Origin of the sequence: Edaphobacter sp. (assembly GCF_035763405.1) — a bacterium.
In the GTDB taxonomy this organism is placed as follows: Bacteria; Acidobacteriota; Terriglobia; order Terriglobales; family Acidobacteriaceae; genus Edaphobacter.
Genome location: NZ_DASUBE010000007.1, coordinates 1 through 17276 on the forward strand (window position 1 = coordinate 1; position 17276 = coordinate 17276).

14 protein-coding genes are annotated in these 17276 nt (G+C 60.0%); 6 read left to right on the top strand and 8 right to left on the bottom strand.

Going from position 1 to position 17276, the window contains the following annotated elements:
* The 4 genes from VFU66_RS00570 to VFU66_RS00585 all read right to left on the bottom strand — a co-directional run bounded on the left by VFU66_RS00570 (window position 1) and on the right by VFU66_RS00585 (window position 4756).
* The gene (locus VFU66_RS00570; RefSeq protein WP_326444278.1) at window positions 1-1404 is read right to left on the bottom strand and encodes an NADP-dependent isocitrate dehydrogenase; all 1404 of its coding nucleotides are present in this window, start codon (window positions 1402-1404) and stop codon (window positions 1-3) included.
* Between the two features lie 71 nt (window positions 1405-1475).
* Complete coding sequence (locus tag VFU66_RS00575; protein ID WP_326444279.1) at window positions 1476-2243, bottom strand: SIMPL domain-containing protein; 768 nt, start codon at window positions 2241-2243, stop codon at window positions 1476-1478.
* 77 nt (window positions 2244-2320) lie between these two features.
* Entirely contained in the window at window positions 2321-3037 is a 717-nt protein-coding gene (locus VFU66_RS00580; RefSeq protein WP_326444280.1) for a hypothetical protein, read from the bottom strand.
* Window positions 3038-3328: 291 nt separating this feature from the next.
* Window positions 3329-4756 (bottom strand): glutamine synthetase family protein, encoded by a 1428-nt coding sequence (locus tag VFU66_RS00585; RefSeq protein WP_326444281.1) that lies wholly within the window; start codon window positions 4754-4756, stop codon window positions 3329-3331.
* A 245-nt stretch (window positions 4757-5001) separates the two neighbouring features.
* Between VFU66_RS00585 and VFU66_RS00590 the strand changes: the two genes are divergently transcribed.
* Window positions 5002-5934 carry a carbon-nitrogen hydrolase gene (locus tag VFU66_RS00590; RefSeq protein ID WP_326444282.1) on the top strand — a complete coding sequence of 311 codons (933 nt, stop codon included), beginning with the start codon at window positions 5002-5004 and terminating at the stop codon, window positions 5932-5934.
* A gap of 97 nt (window positions 5935-6031) precedes the next feature.
* Here the strand turns inward: VFU66_RS00590 and VFU66_RS00595 are convergent, their stop codons facing one another.
* The 3 genes from VFU66_RS00595 to VFU66_RS00605 all read right to left on the bottom strand — a co-directional run bounded on the left by VFU66_RS00595 (window position 6032) and on the right by VFU66_RS00605 (window position 9563).
* Window positions 6032-6643, bottom strand: coding sequence for a hypothetical protein (locus VFU66_RS00595; protein WP_326444283.1), 612 nt, complete (start codon window positions 6641-6643; stop codon window positions 6032-6034).
* A gap of 68 nt (window positions 6644-6711) precedes the next feature.
* Window positions 6712-7011 (bottom strand): hypothetical protein, encoded by a 300-nt coding sequence (locus VFU66_RS00600; protein WP_326444284.1) that lies wholly within the window; start codon window positions 7009-7011, stop codon window positions 6712-6714.
* Between the two features lie 185 nt (window positions 7012-7196).
* On the bottom strand, window positions 7197-9563 hold the full coding sequence (locus VFU66_RS00605; protein WP_326444285.1) for a transglycosylase SLT domain-containing protein: 2367 nt from the start codon (window positions 9561-9563) through the stop codon (window positions 7197-7199).
* Window positions 9564-9789: 226 nt separating this feature from the next.
* On the opposite strand from VFU66_RS00605, the gene VFU66_RS00610 reads away from it, so the two are divergent.
* The 5 genes from VFU66_RS00610 (at window position 9790) to VFU66_RS00630 (ending at window position 14122) form a co-directional block, all read left to right on the top strand.
* A complete protein-coding gene (locus VFU66_RS00610; protein ID WP_326444300.1) occupies window positions 9790-10416 on the top strand; it encodes an RNA polymerase sigma factor in 627 nt (208 codons plus the stop codon).
* Window positions 10413-10646 carry an anti-sigma factor family protein gene (locus VFU66_RS00615; protein ID WP_326444286.1) on the top strand — a complete coding sequence of 78 codons (234 nt, stop codon included), beginning with the start codon at window positions 10413-10415 and terminating at the stop codon, window positions 10644-10646. Before VFU66_RS00610 ends, VFU66_RS00615 begins: the two co-directional genes overlap by 4 nt.
* Window positions 10647-10847: 201 nt before the next feature.
* Window positions 10848-11537 (top strand): response regulator transcription factor, encoded by a 690-nt coding sequence (locus tag VFU66_RS00620; protein WP_326444287.1) that lies wholly within the window; start codon window positions 10848-10850, stop codon window positions 11535-11537.
* Window positions 11534-12961: a sensor histidine kinase gene (locus VFU66_RS00625; protein WP_326444288.1), complete on the top strand. Its 1428-nt coding sequence runs from the start codon at window positions 11534-11536 to the stop codon at window positions 12959-12961. Before VFU66_RS00620 ends, VFU66_RS00625 begins: the two co-directional genes overlap by 4 nt.
* A 117-nt stretch (window positions 12962-13078) precedes the next feature.
* Window positions 13079-14122 (top strand): YncE family protein, encoded by a 1044-nt coding sequence (locus VFU66_RS00630; RefSeq protein ID WP_326444289.1) that lies wholly within the window; start codon window positions 13079-13081, stop codon window positions 14120-14122.
* 75 nt (window positions 14123-14197) lie between these two features.
* Here VFU66_RS00630 and VFU66_RS00635 read toward each other — a convergent pair whose 3' ends face one another.
* On the bottom strand, window positions 14198-17251 hold the full coding sequence (locus VFU66_RS00635; protein ID WP_326444301.1) for an efflux RND transporter permease subunit: 3054 nt from the start codon (window positions 17249-17251) through the stop codon (window positions 14198-14200).
* Window positions 17252-17276 lie beyond the last annotated feature (25 nt).

The following is a 17276-nucleotide window of genomic DNA, read 5'->3' on the forward strand; positions in this document are numbered from 1 at the left end:
CTACCCCATGTTCTCAATCATGCGTGTAGCAAACTCGCTCGTCTTCGCCTTGGTCGCGCCCTGCATCCCGCGCTCGAAGTCGTAGGTCACAAACTTCTGTGCAATGGTCTTCTCCATCGACGACTCGATCAGCCGCGCCGCCTCCGTCCAACCCAGAAAGTCGAATAGCATCACACCACTCAACATCACCGACCCCGGATTGATGACATCCTTGTCCGCATACTTCGGCGCTGTACCATGCGTCGCCTCGAACACGGCGTAACCATCGCCGATGTTCGCACCGGGAGCAATCCCCAGCCCGCCAACCTGTGCCGCCGCGGCGTCAGAGATATAATCGCCATTCAAATTCGTCGTGGCCAGTACGCTGTAGTCGTCGGGCCGCAGAATAATCTGCTGAAAGATCGAGTCTGCAATCCGGTCGTTCACAAGGATCTTCTGCTTCCATTTGCCGCCACCGTGCGAAGCGCCAATCGCGGCAATCACGCTCTTCACCTCGGCAATAATGCCATCGCCAAACTCCTTCGGCGCAAACTCGATTCCCGGCTCAATCAGCGCGGCATTCTCCTCTGGAGTCAACTTCGGATTCGCTTCCAGATTGCCCAGAATCCAGCTCTCACGCTCCGTCACTGTCTGGTCGCGGAACTCCTGTGTGGCAACCTCATATCCCCACTCGCGGAACGCGCCTTCGGTGAACTTCTGAATGTTGCCCTTATGCACCAGCGTCACCGTCTTGCGCCCGTTATCCAGCGCGTACTTGATCGCAGCCCGCACCAGCCGCTTCGACCCGGTAATCGAGATCGGCTTCACGCCCACACCTGAATCGAGCCGCACCTTTTTCTTGCCGCCCTTCAGCATCTCGTCGTTCACAAACGAGATGAACTTCGCCGCCTCAGGCGTCCCTTCGCGGAACTCGATGCCGGCATAAATGTCCTCCGTATTCTCGCGGAAGATCACCACATCCAGCTTCTCCGGATGCTTCACCGGGCTGGGCACACCCTGGTAGTACTTCACCGGGCGCACGCATTGATACAGGTCCATCAACTGCCGCAGCGCCACATTCAGCGATCGAATCCCGCCGCCCACCGGCGTCGTCAGCGGTCCCTTGATCGACACGCGAAAATCCACGGTCGCCTTCACCGTGTCCTCAGGCAGCCAGTTCTGCGTCTGGCGATACGCCTTCTCGCCGGCCAGCACCTCAAACCACTTCACCTTGCGCTTGCCGCCGTAGGCTTTCTCGACCGCTGCATCGAACACGCGCTGCGAAGCCTTCCAGATGTCGCGGCCCGTGCCGTCGCCTTCGATAAAAGGGATAATCGGGTTATCCGGCACCGCGTATTTGCCGTTGACATACTGAATTGCCGCGCCATCCGCCGGGACGGCGATACCGTTGTAGCTTGTCTGCATGAGGTTTTGGCTCCGCTAGAGATGTACCCGAAGGCTATCATCCGTCGAACACAGGTTGCAACGCGGTTCGCTTATCGAACGAGGTAGTAGTCCACCGTCGCCACCACTCGCACCTTCTTCATCATGCTCGCGTCTGCGCTGCCGCCGCCGTCGCCGTCGCCAGCCGCGCTGCCTGCATCCGCAGACGAGATCGAAAACACGCCCTGGTTCGCCGAACGGATCCCACCCACCTCGCTGCCCGAATCCGCCGCGAACCGCTCCGCCGAAGCGCGCGCATTCTTCGTCGCCTCCGTAATCATGTCCGGCTTCAACGCATTCAGACCATTGAACACATACCGAATCCCCTGCCCATATCCGCCGCCCACCACAATCCCCGCCTGCACCAGCTCCGCTGTCTGCTGGCCTGCCTTGGCAATCTTGTCCACGTTCTTCGAGTTCACTGTCACGGTCTGCTGCACAATGTAGCGCGGGCCATTGTTGTTCGCTCCGCCATACTCGTTGGCCAGCTTATCTGTCACCTGAATCTGCCCCACCGTAATCTCATCAGGCGCAATACCCTGTCCGGAGAAAAACTTCAGTACCGCATTCTTGTCCGCCTCGCTCTTGGCAAACACAGCAGGCAGATCATTGCCCGCCTCCTTGAACGTCACCGGCCAGATCGCCGTATCCGCCTTCACCGTTCGCTCGACGAGCCCCTTCACGGTCACATAACGGTCCGCCAGCCGAGTCGCCTTAATCTGCGATCCCAGCAGCCATCCGCCGACGATCAATCCAAGCATCAGACAAACGCCCAGCACACCGGCAGGAGCAAGCGATCTGGCAGACTGTTCCGTATCCAAGAGAACCTCCATCAAGCAACAGCAGAAGGATGCAGCAGCTCCACCGGCTTGTCAACGAGACGGAGGCTCAGGCCACGCTAACTCTGGCGATCTAACTCAGGTAATTGATAAATGGGCGGAAAAGTGCCGCATTGCCCGCCAGCGACGATCGCAATGTTCGTAATGATGCGTGTCTCGGTGGCATCGGTCAACGACCCCAGAATCGTCAGTGTAGAGCCGTCATTCATCGTGAACCTGGCGTCCACCTTGTTACCCTCCACCCCGCTCACGGGGGTCGAACCCGTCACACCGGAGGTGAAGCAAGGAGAGCCCTGAACACGAACACTGCCTGTGAGCACCGAATTGCTATATACCGGTGAAGTCACTCCGTTCACTGGATTGGTCAACTTCCCGCCCTGCTGGAGAGTCACCTGAAACGTCACAGGCGTGCTTACCAATACGCCGTTGGAAAGCGTCTCATTGCTTCCTGTCCCAACATAGACTCCGTTGACGAGTGGGAAAGATGTCGCCGTGAAGGTACCCGACACGTTTGCATCGCACTGCGGAGCATGAGGTGACGTCAGCGACACCGCATAGCTGCCTGGCCAGGATTCTCCGCTTGCCTGAGGGACTGTCCCTTTAATCGTCACTGCCGGAAAGGGTTCGTTCGCTGAACCCGTCAGGGTAAAGCTGCCATCAGCGGCGACAGTGCCCGTCACCACGCTCCCAAACTCGAACGAAGATGCGACGTTGTCGCAGAAATTGCTGCCAAAACCTCCTGCGACGATGTTCTTGCCGTTAACATCAAATGTCATCGCAAGCCTGAGTCCAGGGGTTGTATTCGTCTGACCAGGGGTTATACTCGCCTGATCTGTTGGCATCGGCCCCACAATGAGCCAGTTTCCCGCCAGGGGACTGGCGGCGTTCGGCGCAGTCCCAGCTCCGCACCCACACAGAAGCAATCCAGCTACAGACGCTATCGAAGATAGCCATCGCCGAGCTTTCATAACGCTAATACTCTAACACGCCCGTTCGTGATGGAGACCAAAAACAAAGGCCGGCGAAGCTCGCCAGCCCTTGCCGTAAATCCGGTTTGTCCCAAAGCCTTAGAACTGGTTCCAGAGCAACTGGTTGTAAACATCGTGGTGGAACTGCACCTCCGACGGCTTGACGATCGTGCCCAGCAGGCGCGGGCAGCGGTCCGCCGAAGCCTGCTTCAGGTCGGCGTAGCGTCCCTTCACATCCTCGCCCAGCAGCTTGGTCGCCCACGCCGCGCCGCGGAAGTTCTCGAGCGCCGTGTATATGTTGTCCGGCAAATACCGCTCCGCCTGACGCAGGTTCTTGATCTTCGCCGTGTCGCCGTCCAGTCCGCTTCTGAAGACCGAGTACAGTACCATATACGGGTTCGCGTCCGGAGCCACTGACCGCACCTCGACACGCGATGACTTCTCGTTGCCGATAGGAATGCGGATCATTGAGCCGCGATCCACCGCCGAAGCCTTGATCTGGTTCGGCGCCTCGAAGTGCGGGTCGAGTCGGCGATATGCATTCACGCTCGGGTTCAGCAGCAGGCAGATGTCGTTGCCGTGCGTCAGAATGCGGTCCACAAACTGCCACGCCATCTTCGAGATCTTCTCCTCGCCCTTCGGATCCCAGAACAGGTTCTTGCCGCCCTTCGAGATCGAGATGTTCGTGTGCATACCGCTGCCGTTGACGCCGACCACCGGTTTCGGCAGGAAGCTCGCCGTCATGCCCATCTGCGTCGCTACCTGGCGGCAGATCAGCTTGTAGAGCTGGATCTGGTCGGCGGCCGCAACCACCTCGCCGTAGCTGTAGTTGATCTCGAACTGCGAAGGCGCGACCTCGGGGTGGTCCTTCTCGTTCTCGAAGCCCATCGCGCGCTGCACCTCTGCGGTGGTGTCAATGAACTCGCGCAGCGGGTCGCCCGGCAGCGAATGGTAGTAGCCACCCTTGTTCACATACTCGAACTTGCCCGTCTCGTGGAATGTGCGCTCCGCGTCGGTGCCCTCAAACAGGAAGCCTTCAATCTCATTCGCGGCATTGAGCGTATAGCCATGCTTGTCAAACAGCTCCTGCGAGTACTTCTTGAGCACACCGCGAATGTCCGCGCTATATGTGCCGCCCTGTTTGTCGATCACCTCGCCGAATACGAGCACCTTGCCCGCGCCGAAAACATCAGCGGGCGCCCAGTAAAACGCGCTCCAGTCGATGCCGAGACGAAGGTCGCTCTCGCGCTGGGCGGTAAAGCCGCGGATCGACGAGCCATCGAACGTCAGGTTGTCGTAGCTCTTCACCAGAAACTTCTTGTCGTAGTCGAGCATGTGCAGGCGGCCTTCGAGGTCGCTGAACAGCACCGTCACGGCCTTGATCCGCTTCTCGTCCGTCAGATACTTCAACCGTTCTTCCTGAATCACATCGGCAGGTACGCGCCTCCTGCGCTGCTCCTTCGCCTGTAGATTCAGGTCCTCAAGTTCGCCATACGAAAGTTCCAGAAACTCACGAAATTCGCTCAATGTACCGCTCCTTCTGCATGAATGCACGTCTGCCGCGACGGCAGAGACTGGGATGAAATGCTGGGGGATAGAGGGCCTGAGAAGCATCATGGGTTCTCTGGCTATTTCAAACGTATCAGATATTCCCGGCTGAAAAAAGGAGGATTCTTCCTTCAATCCCGCAAAAATCAAAGAATTCTCCTGCACCTCGGGCTCCGCCAATCAGGAAACCTCACGCCAGCCTATAAAATGAGTGACGAATCCCTATGACCCAGCCCACCAGCCAGCGCGTCGCACTTATCCAGATGTCCTGCGCCCCGGACACCGCCGCAAACCTCGACAAGGCCGCCGCTCGCGTCCGCGAGGCCGCCCGTGCCGGAGCCACCCTCATCTGCCTACCCGAGCTCTTCCGCGCCCAGTACTTCTGCCAGCGCGAAGACCACGCCCTCTTCGACCTCGCCGAGCCCATCCCCGGCCCCTCAACCGAGCGCCTCAGCGCCGTCGCCCGCGAGGAAAACGTCGTCCTCGTCGCCAGCCTCTTCGAGCGACGCGCCCCAGGCGTCTATCACAACACCGCCGTCACCCTAGAACGCGACGGCAGCATCGCGGACATCTACCGCAAGATGCACATCCCCGACGACCCCCTCTACTACGAGAAGTTCTACTTCACCCCTGGCGACCTCGGCTTCAAGGCCACCCAGACCTCAGCCGGGAAGATTGGAACCTTAGTCTGCTGGGACCAGTGGTACCCCGAAGGTGCCCGCCTCACCGCCCTGCGCGGAGCCGAAGTCCTCTTCTTCCCCACCGCCATCGGCTGGCATCCCTCCGAAAAATCCGAGTTCGGCATCGCCCAGTACGAAGCCTGGCAGACCGCCCAGCGCGCCCACGCTATCGCCAACGGAGTCTTCGTCTGCGCCGTCAACCGCGTAGGCCACGAGCACGGCGATGTCCTCCACAACGGCGTCGAGCTACGCGGCCCCGGCGACCACACCCCACAGTCCGGCATCGAATTCTGGGGCGGCAGCTTCATCGCCGACCCCTTCGGCCGCATCCTCGCCAAAGCCAGCCACGATCAGGAAGAAATCCTCTACGCCGACCTCGACCTCAAACTCGTCGAAGTCACCCGCCAACACTGGCCCTTCCTCCGCGACCGCCGCATCGACGCCTACGAAGGCATCACCAGACGCTTCCTCGACTAACTGCAAATCTCGTCATCTCGACCGAAGCGAATCACAGTCTCATCGTGAACCGCGCTGTGGAGAGATCCCCGCATTTCGCTCATCGAAGCACACCTCCCTATTTGAGCGGAAACGCATCAATCAGGCGCCGAAGTCCGTCCTCTGCCGTTCCATCGTTTGGCATCATCCAACCCTCCTTCGGGAAGTAAATCGCACTACAGTTCGCGTCCCCAAGCTGAAGCGCAAACCGCGCAAGCACCGCATAAGCCTCCTTCTTCGGAAGATCTCTGCTGCTCGACATCGCCCCGTTCCAAAGATCAATCGACGACCACGCCCGATGTTCAAACCAAGCCTTCTTTTGTTCCTGACGAGTTAAGTTTCGAGCACTAGCCTCCAAATCATCGGAGTAGGGCTCCTTCACCTGAACGAGTTGCACAACGTACTTTCCCGCTTTTAATACGGTAAGAACTTCCGATTTGGATACGAAGTACATCGGGTCTTCTGTACCGTCAAACCGTTTCCCCCAACCCTTCTCTCCCGCTATCTGCAACTCCCTCTCGCTAAATGTGCGCGCCTCCCGCAACAAGAGCACAATTGAGTGCAGCATATCCTCTGAATCGGCCTCACCCGTCTTCCAGAACTTCAGCCAAGCCAGTATCTGTTGAAAATTCATCCACACATCGTAGTCGAAGCCAAGGTTCTGGGGGCCCCATCTTCGCGACAGCTTCATCGTCGCTAAGGTAGAGCATTCGCGCGAAAGTGCGAACCGCTTCTAGCCAAGCCAGACTTCAACCCAATTCAATTCGCCGCCCGATAGCGAATCGCCTCTCCCTCAAGAAAGTACTCCGCCGAACATTGCTCAGAACCGCAGATCATCGCCTCAAGCCCCGCGCACTGCTGCCGCGTAATCAGTCCGAGACACCCGCACGATGGACAAGCAAGCACGGCCCAGAACGGATTCTCCGCCTTCCCCAGTTCGCCGGACTGATCGAGCATGAACAACGTGCCCGGCTGCATCTGCTCCGGGATCCAGACCTCAAGAAAGTTCAACTCCGCTACCATGACGGCCTCGTGTGTTGCAGGTTGTCTCGCGTTCACGACTCAGGCTGGCTCTGGCCAACGCCCCACTCGAAAGCTGCGGATAGGCTCCTTCCCTGAAATCCGGCGCATTCGGGATGCACCAGTTATGGTGCAACAATAATCCTTTTTTGAACGATGTCAATCCTCGATTTCGATAACCGGACGCGGAGTTGATTCCTCCGCAAAATTTTCGGGAAACGCCTCTATCGTTCCGGATAGAGCACCCTGTACATCTCGCGATTCCGCAGAATAGCTTGCACGTATTCGCGCGTCTCCGAATACGGAATCGATTCGACAAACTCGTGGATGTCCTTGTAATTCCCTGCTGCCATCCAGCGATGGACGGGCGTGTCGCCGGCGTTATAAGCAGCCAGCGCATACTCAAGCTGGCCGCCGAAGCGGTCGAGCACTGCCTTCAAATTAACGGTTCCCAGCTCAAGGTTGATCGAGGGATCGAGCAGGCTGCTCGTGCGAAACCCGCGAATCTTCTCTTTCCTGGCCAGCGACCGGCCAACCGAAGGCAGAAGCTGCATCAGCCCATAGGCGTTGGCCCGGCTCACAGCGACTGCATTAAACTCCGTCTCCTGCCGAATCAGCGAAGCTACCAGATACGGGTCAAGCCCGTTCTTCTTCGCATTGGACACAATCCCCACCCAGTAGGGCTGCGGGAAGAGCAGCTTCCAATACACCATCGGCACCTGACTGACCGGCAGAGCAAAAAACGAGAGCGCGCTGTGCTTCATCGATTGCAGCGAGCGCGTGTACTCGCCATAGGAGGCGTAGATCTCCGCCTGCGCCAGCGCCCCCCACTCCGATGACGTAGGCGAGGCCTGAATCTCCGGGCCGATGTACTCGTTCAGCGCCGCATTGGCGAGCAGCCGCGCCTTGATCAGGTGCGGTTCATTCTCCGGCAGCTCGCCGGTCAGCGTCGGAACCTGACGCGGCGGCACGGACTTGAGAGCGGCGGCCGGTGCATCCGCAGCAGCATGCGACCCAATCACACGCAGCCGCTCCCGCGCCAGGTCCGCGTAGTAATAGTTGGCATAGTTGGACGTCAGGGCGCGGTAGTAATTCGCCGCCTGACCATAATTGTGCTCTTCGTCCTCGTAGATACGTCCGCGCCAGTAAAGCGCGGTCGGAGCTTCAAGACTCGCGGGATACTGCGTCACTTGCTCGTCCATCAGACGCGCTGCCTCAGCGTAGTTGCGCAGACGGTAGTTCAGCCACGCCGTGCGCCAGTGCGCTGTAGGAGCATAGACGCTCGCAGGAAACAGCTTGACCAGTTGAGCGTAGTTGGCGATAGCCCGCTGTGCGTCCTGCTTGAGCAGATACATGTTGCCGCTCGAGTACAGCGCCTCTTCGAGCCACCGGCTATGCGGAAACTGCTGCACCATCCGAGCGAGAATCGCGTCGTGGCCCGACTCGTCATCGCTGTTGCGCGCAAGCTCGGCCAGCATGTACTGCTTCAGCGCGGCACTGTCACCGGTCGTCTCAGGCAGGCGCTTGACCTGCCTCTCGCTGATCCGCTTCAGCTTTAGATCGCAAACGGCCGCGTAAATCTGAAGCGTGTCCCGGTCAGCCGTGCTCAGGCCCGCGCCGTCGCGTGCAATCGCGTGATACTCCGCGCCCGCCTCGGCATAGCGTTTCGCGTTGAAGAGCTGGTCGGCGTGCGACTTACGCTCGGCTGCGGTCAGTGGAGCGTGCATCGCGTCCAACTGCGTGCGCGCCTGCGAAGCCTCAAGGCTCAGCGGCTGCGTCACGTAGAGGCTGCGAAAGATGGGAGCGGCGTGAGCGTTATCGCCGGCCGTCTGATACGCGCGGCCCAGCGCATAGCGGAAGTCGTTGTCCGCGGCAATCTGCGTGCCCGAGAGCGACTCCAGCAGCTTGATGGCAGCCTGCGGATTATTCTGCTGGATGTACGCATTCGCCAGCAGAACCGGCGCGTTGGCGTTAAAGATACTGTCCGGGTGCCGATCTGCAAAGTGGTCGAGCAGCGCATACGCCTCCGTGCCGCGCCCGGCCTGAAGCAGCGCCTGCGCGCCCAGATAGTCCGCGTAGTCATCGAGCGCGGTGCCACTCGCGGCGGCGCGGTGAAAGCTGGCCGCAGCATCCGCGTATTTGTGGTCGAGCATATACGCATGGCCAATCGCCAGGTACGCCGCCGAAGCCGCCTCGCCGGGATGCTGCCGCGCGTAGCTCTCAATCCCCGCATAGGCGGCGGCAGAGCGCGTAGCCGCAAGCTGCTGCGCCATGGGACGCAACTGCTCCGTTGCATGAAATGCACTGGTCAGATGAATGGTCTGCGCCGTCGGTCGTCTGGAGCGTGTCCGCGCGCGCCTGGTGTGCGTGGCGACGCCGCTCGCTTTCTTGCTGCGTTCCTTTGTGTGTGAAGTAGCATTGCCGCGGCTTTTGGCTTTACCTTCTGCGGAACCGCTCTTCGACGTTCCTTTGGCTGTGTGCTTTTGGGCTACAGCCGTCGTGTGCTTCTTCTTCTGCGTGGCACCAACCGCACCTGAAGCCAACGGAACCATCCCTGCCAGCAGGGCTCCCGCCGCGACGACTGTCTTCACCTTCCTCCAACTGCTCAACCGCACCACACTCCTATTAAGTCACTTCCTTTCACTGTAAGACGTACCGCTCAAGCCGCGGCAAACACAAATGAAAAAGAACCACGGCAGATACGACAGCAATCTCGATTTTTGCTCTTCGGCCCATCGGCATTTATGATGAACCTACGCGCAGATCTTCGTGGCCTCAGCCATAGAATTTCAGCCCGGTTTTCGCACCTTTTTGCCCATGCCCGCCATCCAATCCCCAGGAACGGAAGAGATACACCCTGACGTGGCGCTTGTAGCCCGCGCCAAGGACGGGGACACAGCCGCCTTCGAGCAGCTCGTCCGGCAGTACGAACGCCAGATCTTTCGTGTGGCGCTCCATATAACGCAGAACCGTGAAGACGCTGAAGACATTACGCAGGACGCTTTCCTCAAGGCTTACGAGAAGCTGGACCAGTTCCAGGGCAACTCGAAGTTCTCGACCTGGCTGGTCCGCATCGCGGTCAACGAGAGCCTCATGCGCTTGCGCAAGCGCAAGACCTCCAAGACTGTCAGCATGGACGAAGATGTTCAGACCGAAGAAGGCTCCATCCCGCGCGACTTCGCCGAGTGGCGTCCTAATCCTGAGCAGCTTTACAACCAGTCCGAGATGGGAGATATTCTCCGCAAAACAATCCAGGGGCTGCCGCCGGGCTTTCGCACAGTCTTTACGCTGCGCGACATCGAGAATCTCTCGACCGAAGAGACAGCGGAGGCTCTGGGCTTGAGCGTGCCGGCGGTCAAATCGAGGTTGCTTCGTGCGCGCCTTCAGTTGCGCGAGCGGCTGAGCCGGTACTTCAGGCAGAAGAAGGAGGGCCAATCCGCATGAACTGCACTGATCTGCTGAGCCAACTCGGCGACTATCTCGACGGCCAACTGAGCGAGGAACTCCGCGCCGAGGTTCGCAGCCATACAGCAGGGTGCGAGCATTGCAGGGTCGTCCTCAACACCACGCACCAGACCATTGAGATCTACAAGGGCCAGGAACTCTACGAAGTCTCGCCCGAGCTGCGCGAGCGCCTGCACAACGCCATCATGGCAAAGTGCCTCAAAAAGTAGCTCCACCCGCCACCACGTCATCTTTATCGAAGACGGTGCCTTTTGCCACCATGGTGGAGAGACCCGTATTTCTCCCACTTTCGGCGCCAATCCATACCGCAAATCCTGACGTCTATCCGGCGTTAAGATTCGTTTAAGCCTGCCATGCCATCCTGAGAGTGGCGTATCCTCGAAGCGCACGCCTTGCGTGTACCGACACCTATGCGGGTCCTGATTGTTGAAGACGAGAAGCGGTTGGCGGAAAACATCGCCGCTGCGCTGCGCGAAAATGGCATCGCCACTGATCTGGCGCACGATGGCGAAACTGGAAAACACCTCGCAGGATTCGGTCACTACGACCTGGTTCTTCTTGACCTGATGCTGCCGGGAGCAGACGGCGCCAGCGTATTGAAGTGGATCCGTGCGCGCCGCGACCACACGCCGGTCTTGATCCTGACCGCAAAAGACGAAAGCCAGTCCATCATCAACCTCCTCAACCTCGGCGCGGACGACTACCTGAGCAAGCCCTTCGACCTGGGCGAACTGCTCGCGCGTGTCAAGGCGCTGATCCGCCGCGGCAAAGGAGTCGCCACGCCTACCGTCAAACTGCGCGATCTCGAAGTCGATACCATGACCAAGACCGTCAGCAGGCAAGGAACGCTGCTCGACGTCTCCCCCACCGAGTACCGCATTCTCGAATATCTCCTGCACAAACCGCACGCCGTCGTCTCCAAGCGCGAGCTGCTCGAGCACCTCTACGACTTTAACTGGGAGCGCCACTCCAACGTCATCGAGGCGCACATCTCCAACCTGCGCAAGAAGCTCGAAGCCAATACCGGCGCCAGTTACATCCAGACATACCGGGGACGCGGCTACCGGCTCTCGCCTGAAGAGATGGCGATGGAGCCATGAGACCGCACTCCATCGAACGCCGAATCGGCGCAGCAGTCGTCTGCGTGCAGCTCGCCATGGCCATCTGCGTCACCGTCTTTGGCTATCTCTACGAGCGCCATGCGCAGTTCCGCTCCTTCGACATCGCGCTTCAGGGCCGCGCCGACTCGCTCTACGGAGCCGTGCAGGACGCTGACGATGCCGGGGATAACGTGCTCCTCGACGTCAAAGACCTGCACATTCCGCGCAACGATGTCTTCCTCGTGCGCGACACCGACGGCAAAGTACTCGGCTCGTCCGCCAACCTGAAGGACATCTCTGCTCTCTCTGGCAACGGCCCCGACGGCCACTTCATGATCTCCATCGACGGACATCGCTATCGCGGCATCCGTTTTCACGCCGTGCGCACCATCGACCCCGCAACCGACAACGTGCGTCACACGCTCTCCATCCTCTACGCCGCGCCCACAGGCCGCGTGTGGGAGGCCATCTACGGCGCCTTGCGCTTCTTCGCCCTGACCAACCTGGCGCTTCTCATCCTGACGGCGTGGCTCGTCTCCTTGCTGGTGCGCCGCAGCATTCAGCCGCTGGGCGAACTGGCCCACGAAGCAGGACGCATCTCCGCGCCGGAGTGGAACTTCGCCCCGCCCGCGTCAGCTCTCCGCATCAAGGAGCTACGACCGCTTGCAAGCGCAATCGAAGGCGTCGTCCATCGCCTGGACATCTCCTTCACGCAGCAGCGGCAGTTTTTGGGCGACGCCGCGCACGAACTCAAAACCGCCGTCGCCGTCATCAAGTCATCGCTCCAACTGCTCAGCATGAAGTCGCGCACCGAAGCCGAGTACCGCGAAGGCCTCCTGCGCTCCGAAGCAGACTGTACCCGCATGGAAGAGCTTGTCGGTAGAATGCTGGCGCTGGCACGTATCGAAGCCGCCCGACCCGAGAGCAGCGCCGACGCGCCCCCGCAAACTACCGCTCTGCTCGATGGCATCCGCGCAGCAGCCGAACAGCTTCGTCCCATCGCCCGGAGGCACGAGGTTTCCATCGAGACCTCGGGGCCGTCCACACTGACCGCGGCCATCGCGCCCGACCTCTGGCAGACACTCTCGACCAACGTGCTGCTGAACGCAATCCAGTACAGCGCGCCCGGCTCGACGGTCACGATCAGCGTCAGATCGACGGACGATCAAATACTCCAGTGCATCGTTCAGGACCACGGACAAGGTATTCCCGCCGAGAACCTGCCGCACGTCTTCGACCGCTTCTACCGCGGCGACCCATCGCGTTCCCGCGCCAGCGGCGGAGCAGGACTGGGTCTCGCCATCTGCAAAGCAATCGCAGAACAGGCCGGCGGCAGCATTACCATCGAGAGCAGGCCCGGCACCGGCACGACCGTCACCATTCAACTGCCGCAGGCTATCCATCGGGTCACGATTCCGGTCTAGCCCGCCGCTTTCAGCATTTCTTCAGCCTTCGCAAAGCACACTATCCTGAGGACAACGATCCGAACTTCCCCACAGTCACGCTTCATGTACAAACCTCACACCACGCAAGGAGAGACCATGAGCCTTACCGCTGTTTTAAAACGCATTGGCATAGCGATCTGCTGTTTCGCACCGTTCGCCGTCGCCTGCACCGCAGCCGCGCAGAGCGGCCCCTACAAAGTAGAAGCACGTTGGAAGATCGGCGGCGAAGGCGGATGGGACTACATCACCGCCGATCCCGGCGCGCACCTGCTCTACATCGATCACGGCCCCCGCGTTGACATCGTGGACACACAGACCGGCAAAGCAATCGCCGCCATCACCGACCTCAAGGGCACGCATGGCGTCGCACTCGATGACGAAGGCAAGTACGGCTACATCAGCGACGGTCGCGCCAACGCCGTCGTTGTCTTCGACCGCCGTACCTTCAAAACCGTCGCCACCATTCCTGCCGGGACCAATCCGGATGGCATAGCCTTCGAACCTGTCACCAAGACCGTCTGGGCCTTCAATGGACGCAGCAGCAACGTCACGGTCATCGATACAAAATCGCTGAAGGTCGTCGCCACCATCGCGCTTCCCGGCAAACCCGAGTTCCCCGTGGCCGACGGCAAAGGAATCGTCTTCGACAATATTGAATCGAAAAACTCCATCGCGCGGCTGGATGCAAAGACCCTGAAGCTGACCGCAACATGGCCGCTCACCGATTGCGAATCGCCCTCGGGCCTGGCGATTGATCGCGAACATCGCCGCCTATTCTCCGTCTGCGACGGCAAGAAGATGGCCGTAACCGATGCTGACTCTGGAAAAACGCTGGCAAACCCAACCATCGGCGACGGCCCCGATGCAGCCGGTTTCGATCCGACGCACCAGCTCGCGTTTAGCTCCAACGGCGACGGCACGCTGACGGTCGTCAACACCGCCTCCGACAAATTCGAAGTAGTGCAAAACCTCGCGACGGAACGTGGCGCGCGCACCATGACAGTTGATACCGCAACCGGACGCATCTATCTCGTCACCGCCGAGTTCGGTCCACGCCCCGCAGCAACGCCAGAAAATCCGCGCCCACGCCCAGCCGTTGTTCCCGACAGCTTCACCGTGCTGGTCGTTGGCCGTCAATAAACCTGAATTACGAAACGTCGATGGCCGGCAATGTTAACCCATTGCCGGCCACTTCTTTGTCCGCTCGCTTCGCTGCTACGCCTTAGCCCTGCCGCGCGTCATCAGGTAGTAGACCACCGGCGTCACGACCAGACTGAGCAGCATCGACAGGCAGAGTCCGCCGATCACAGCAATCGCCAGCGGCTGCAACATCTGCGACCCCGAACCCAGCGCAAAGGCCAGCGGCAACATGCCGCAAACCGCCGCAATCGCGGTCATCGCAATGGGCCGCAGCCGCCGCTGCGCAGCGTGCAGCATGGCCTCGCGCGGCGTGATACCCTCGGCGCGGAACCGCTCATCCGCATCCAGCAGCAGAATTCCGTTCTTCGCCACGATGCCGATGACCATAATCAGCCCCATAAACGACGCGACATTGAACGTCGTCTGCGTAACAAGCAGCGCAAACACCACGCCTGCGATCGACAGAACAGAAGATGTAAGGATGGCCACCGGCGCGGAGAAGTTGCGAAACTCCGCCAGCAGTACCCCGAAGACCAGCGCGAGCGCCAGCAGCAGAACACGAATCAGTTCGTGGAAGGACTGCTGCTGCTCGGCGTAAGTGCCGCCATACTCGATGCGCAGGCCAGCAGGCAGGTTCATGCCTTCGACGGTCTTCTGAACGTTGACCATCGCCGTGCCCAGGTCCGAGCCCTCAAGCCTGCCCGTCACCACAGCCATCTGCTGAAGGTTCTCGCGCAGAATCTCATTCTGTGGCGGCAGTTGCTCAATCGTGGCAAGCGAGCCAAGCGTCGCCGTGTGACCTGTGCTGCTGTTGAAGACCGTATTGCGAATCGCATCGAGCGAACCGCGCGTGTCCGGACTCAGCCGTATCCGGATCGTATAGGGTCTGCCGTTGACAATCATCGGGTCGGCTGGCGTCAGTCCATCGAGAATCGCAGTCGCGTCCTCCGCCACCTCAGCAGGCGTAAAGCCCATACGACCAGCTACGATTGGGTCTACTCGGAAGTCCGTCGCCGGTCCGCTGATCGTGTTGTCGATCCCGTTCTCCACATCAACAACCCCTTTGATCTTCGAGATTGCATCGGCAATGCGCGGACACTCCTCATTCAGCAGTGTCTGATCGTTGGAAAAAACTTTGATTTGGATCGGCTGCGGAGCATTCGACAGGTCATTGATCATGTCCTGCAACACCTGCGTGAACTCCACATCCAGCTCGGGCTCCGTGGTCTTGATCTGGCTGCGCACGTCGGCCATAATCTCGTCGATCCCGCGCGAACGCTTGTCTTTCAGCCGCACCGTAAAGTCGCCCGTATTCGCCTCTGTAACAGGCGAAAGCCCCATCTGCAGACCAGTGCGCCGCGAGGTACTATCCACCTCTGGCACGCTGTGGAGAATGCGCTCCACGTGTTCCAGCACGCGGTTAGTCTCGCTCAGCGAGCTGCCCGCGGGCATGATGTAGTCCAGCACGAAGCCGCCCTCATCCATCTCCGGCAGCAGGTCCGAGCCGAGATTGCGATAAGCGAAGAACGTTCCGATGACAAGCACGCCGCACGCAGCGGCCAGCAGCCACGGGTGTTCCAGCGACCAGCCCAGCAATCGCGCATGTCCACGAAGGACAGGGCCCAGCACGCGGCCTCCGCTTCCCTCCTCTGCGCCTGGTTGTTCCACCGTGTGCCGCTTGCGCAAGAGAAACAAACTGAGCGCAGGAGTCCAGGTCAGCGCAAGCAGCAACGAAGTAAGCAGTGCCGCCGTCATCGTAACGGCAAGCGCACGAAAGAAGCTCCCCGTCACTCCGGTCACGGAGATGAGTGGCAGAAACACCACCACCGGCGTGATGGTCGAGCCGAGCAGCGGAACAGTCAACTCCTTAAGCGCCTTGCGCACGCTTTCCACGCGCGACTCACCCGTGTCGCGGTGCAACACCACGTTTTCAACCACGACAATCGCGTCGTCAATCACCAGGCCAATCGCTGCCGCCAGACCGCCGAGCGTCATTAGGTTGAAGCTCTCGCCGATCGCCCACAAAAAGAGAATCGTCACCGCAACCGTGACCGGGATCACCAGTCCGGCAATCAGCGACGACGTCCAATCCTGCAGGAAGAGAAACAGGATGATGCAGGCGAGCAGAAGCCCAATCAGAATGGCATCGCGCACGCTGCTGATGCTCTCGCGCACCAGTTGCGACTGGTCGTAGAAGGGTGTGAGCGTCACTCCGGGCGGCAGCGTCCGGCGCAGCCGGTCCACCTCGGCAGCCACTGCATCCGCCACGGCAACGGTGTTGCTCGAAGGTTGACGTGCGATGTTCAGCAGCACCGACGGCTTACCGTTGGCCGTAACGACGGTATAGACGGGCATCGTTCCCGGCTCAACCGTAGCCACATCGGCAACGCGGATCGGCGCACCTGAAGCTGTCGTTTTGATGACCAGATGCGCAAGCTCCTCCGCGCTGTGTGCCTGTGCGCCAACCAACCCCAGAATCAACTGGTGGTTTGCTTCATACAGCCCGGGCGAATCGATGATGTTGGAAGCCTGAATCGCATTCGTCAAATCCAGCAGCGTGACCCCGGCCGACTGCAAACGCGCCAGGTTCGGCACCACATGAAACTCCGGCACAGCGCCACCCTGCACCAGCACCGTGCTCACACCATCAACGCGATTCAGCGGCGGCTTCAAGCTGTACGTCGCCAGTTCCCAAAGCGCAGTCTGCGAAAGCGTGTCCGAGCTGAGGCTATAGGCAATGATAGGAAACGTAGCGAACGTCAGTCGGTTCGTCGTCACCTTCGCAGTCGCCGGCAGCGTCTGCATCACCTTGGCCAGCGCAGCGTCAGTAAGTTGCAACGTGCGATACATATCCACGTTCCAGTTGAAAAACAGGCTGACCTCGGCCGAGCCGCGGCTGGTCGTCGAGCGGACGCTCGTCAGCCCGGGGACGCTGTTGACCGCGTCCTCGATAGGTTTGGTGATCGTCACCTCCATCTGCTCCACCGGCATCACGCCGTTGTCCACGCCAATCACCACACGCGGAAAGTTCGTCTCCGGAAAAACCGCAATGGGCACCTTCGAAGACAGATACACCCCGGCCAGCGTCAGGATGATGACGAAAAAGAAGATTGGCTGCGCGGCACGCATGAGCCAGAAACTGCTCTCGCCGTTA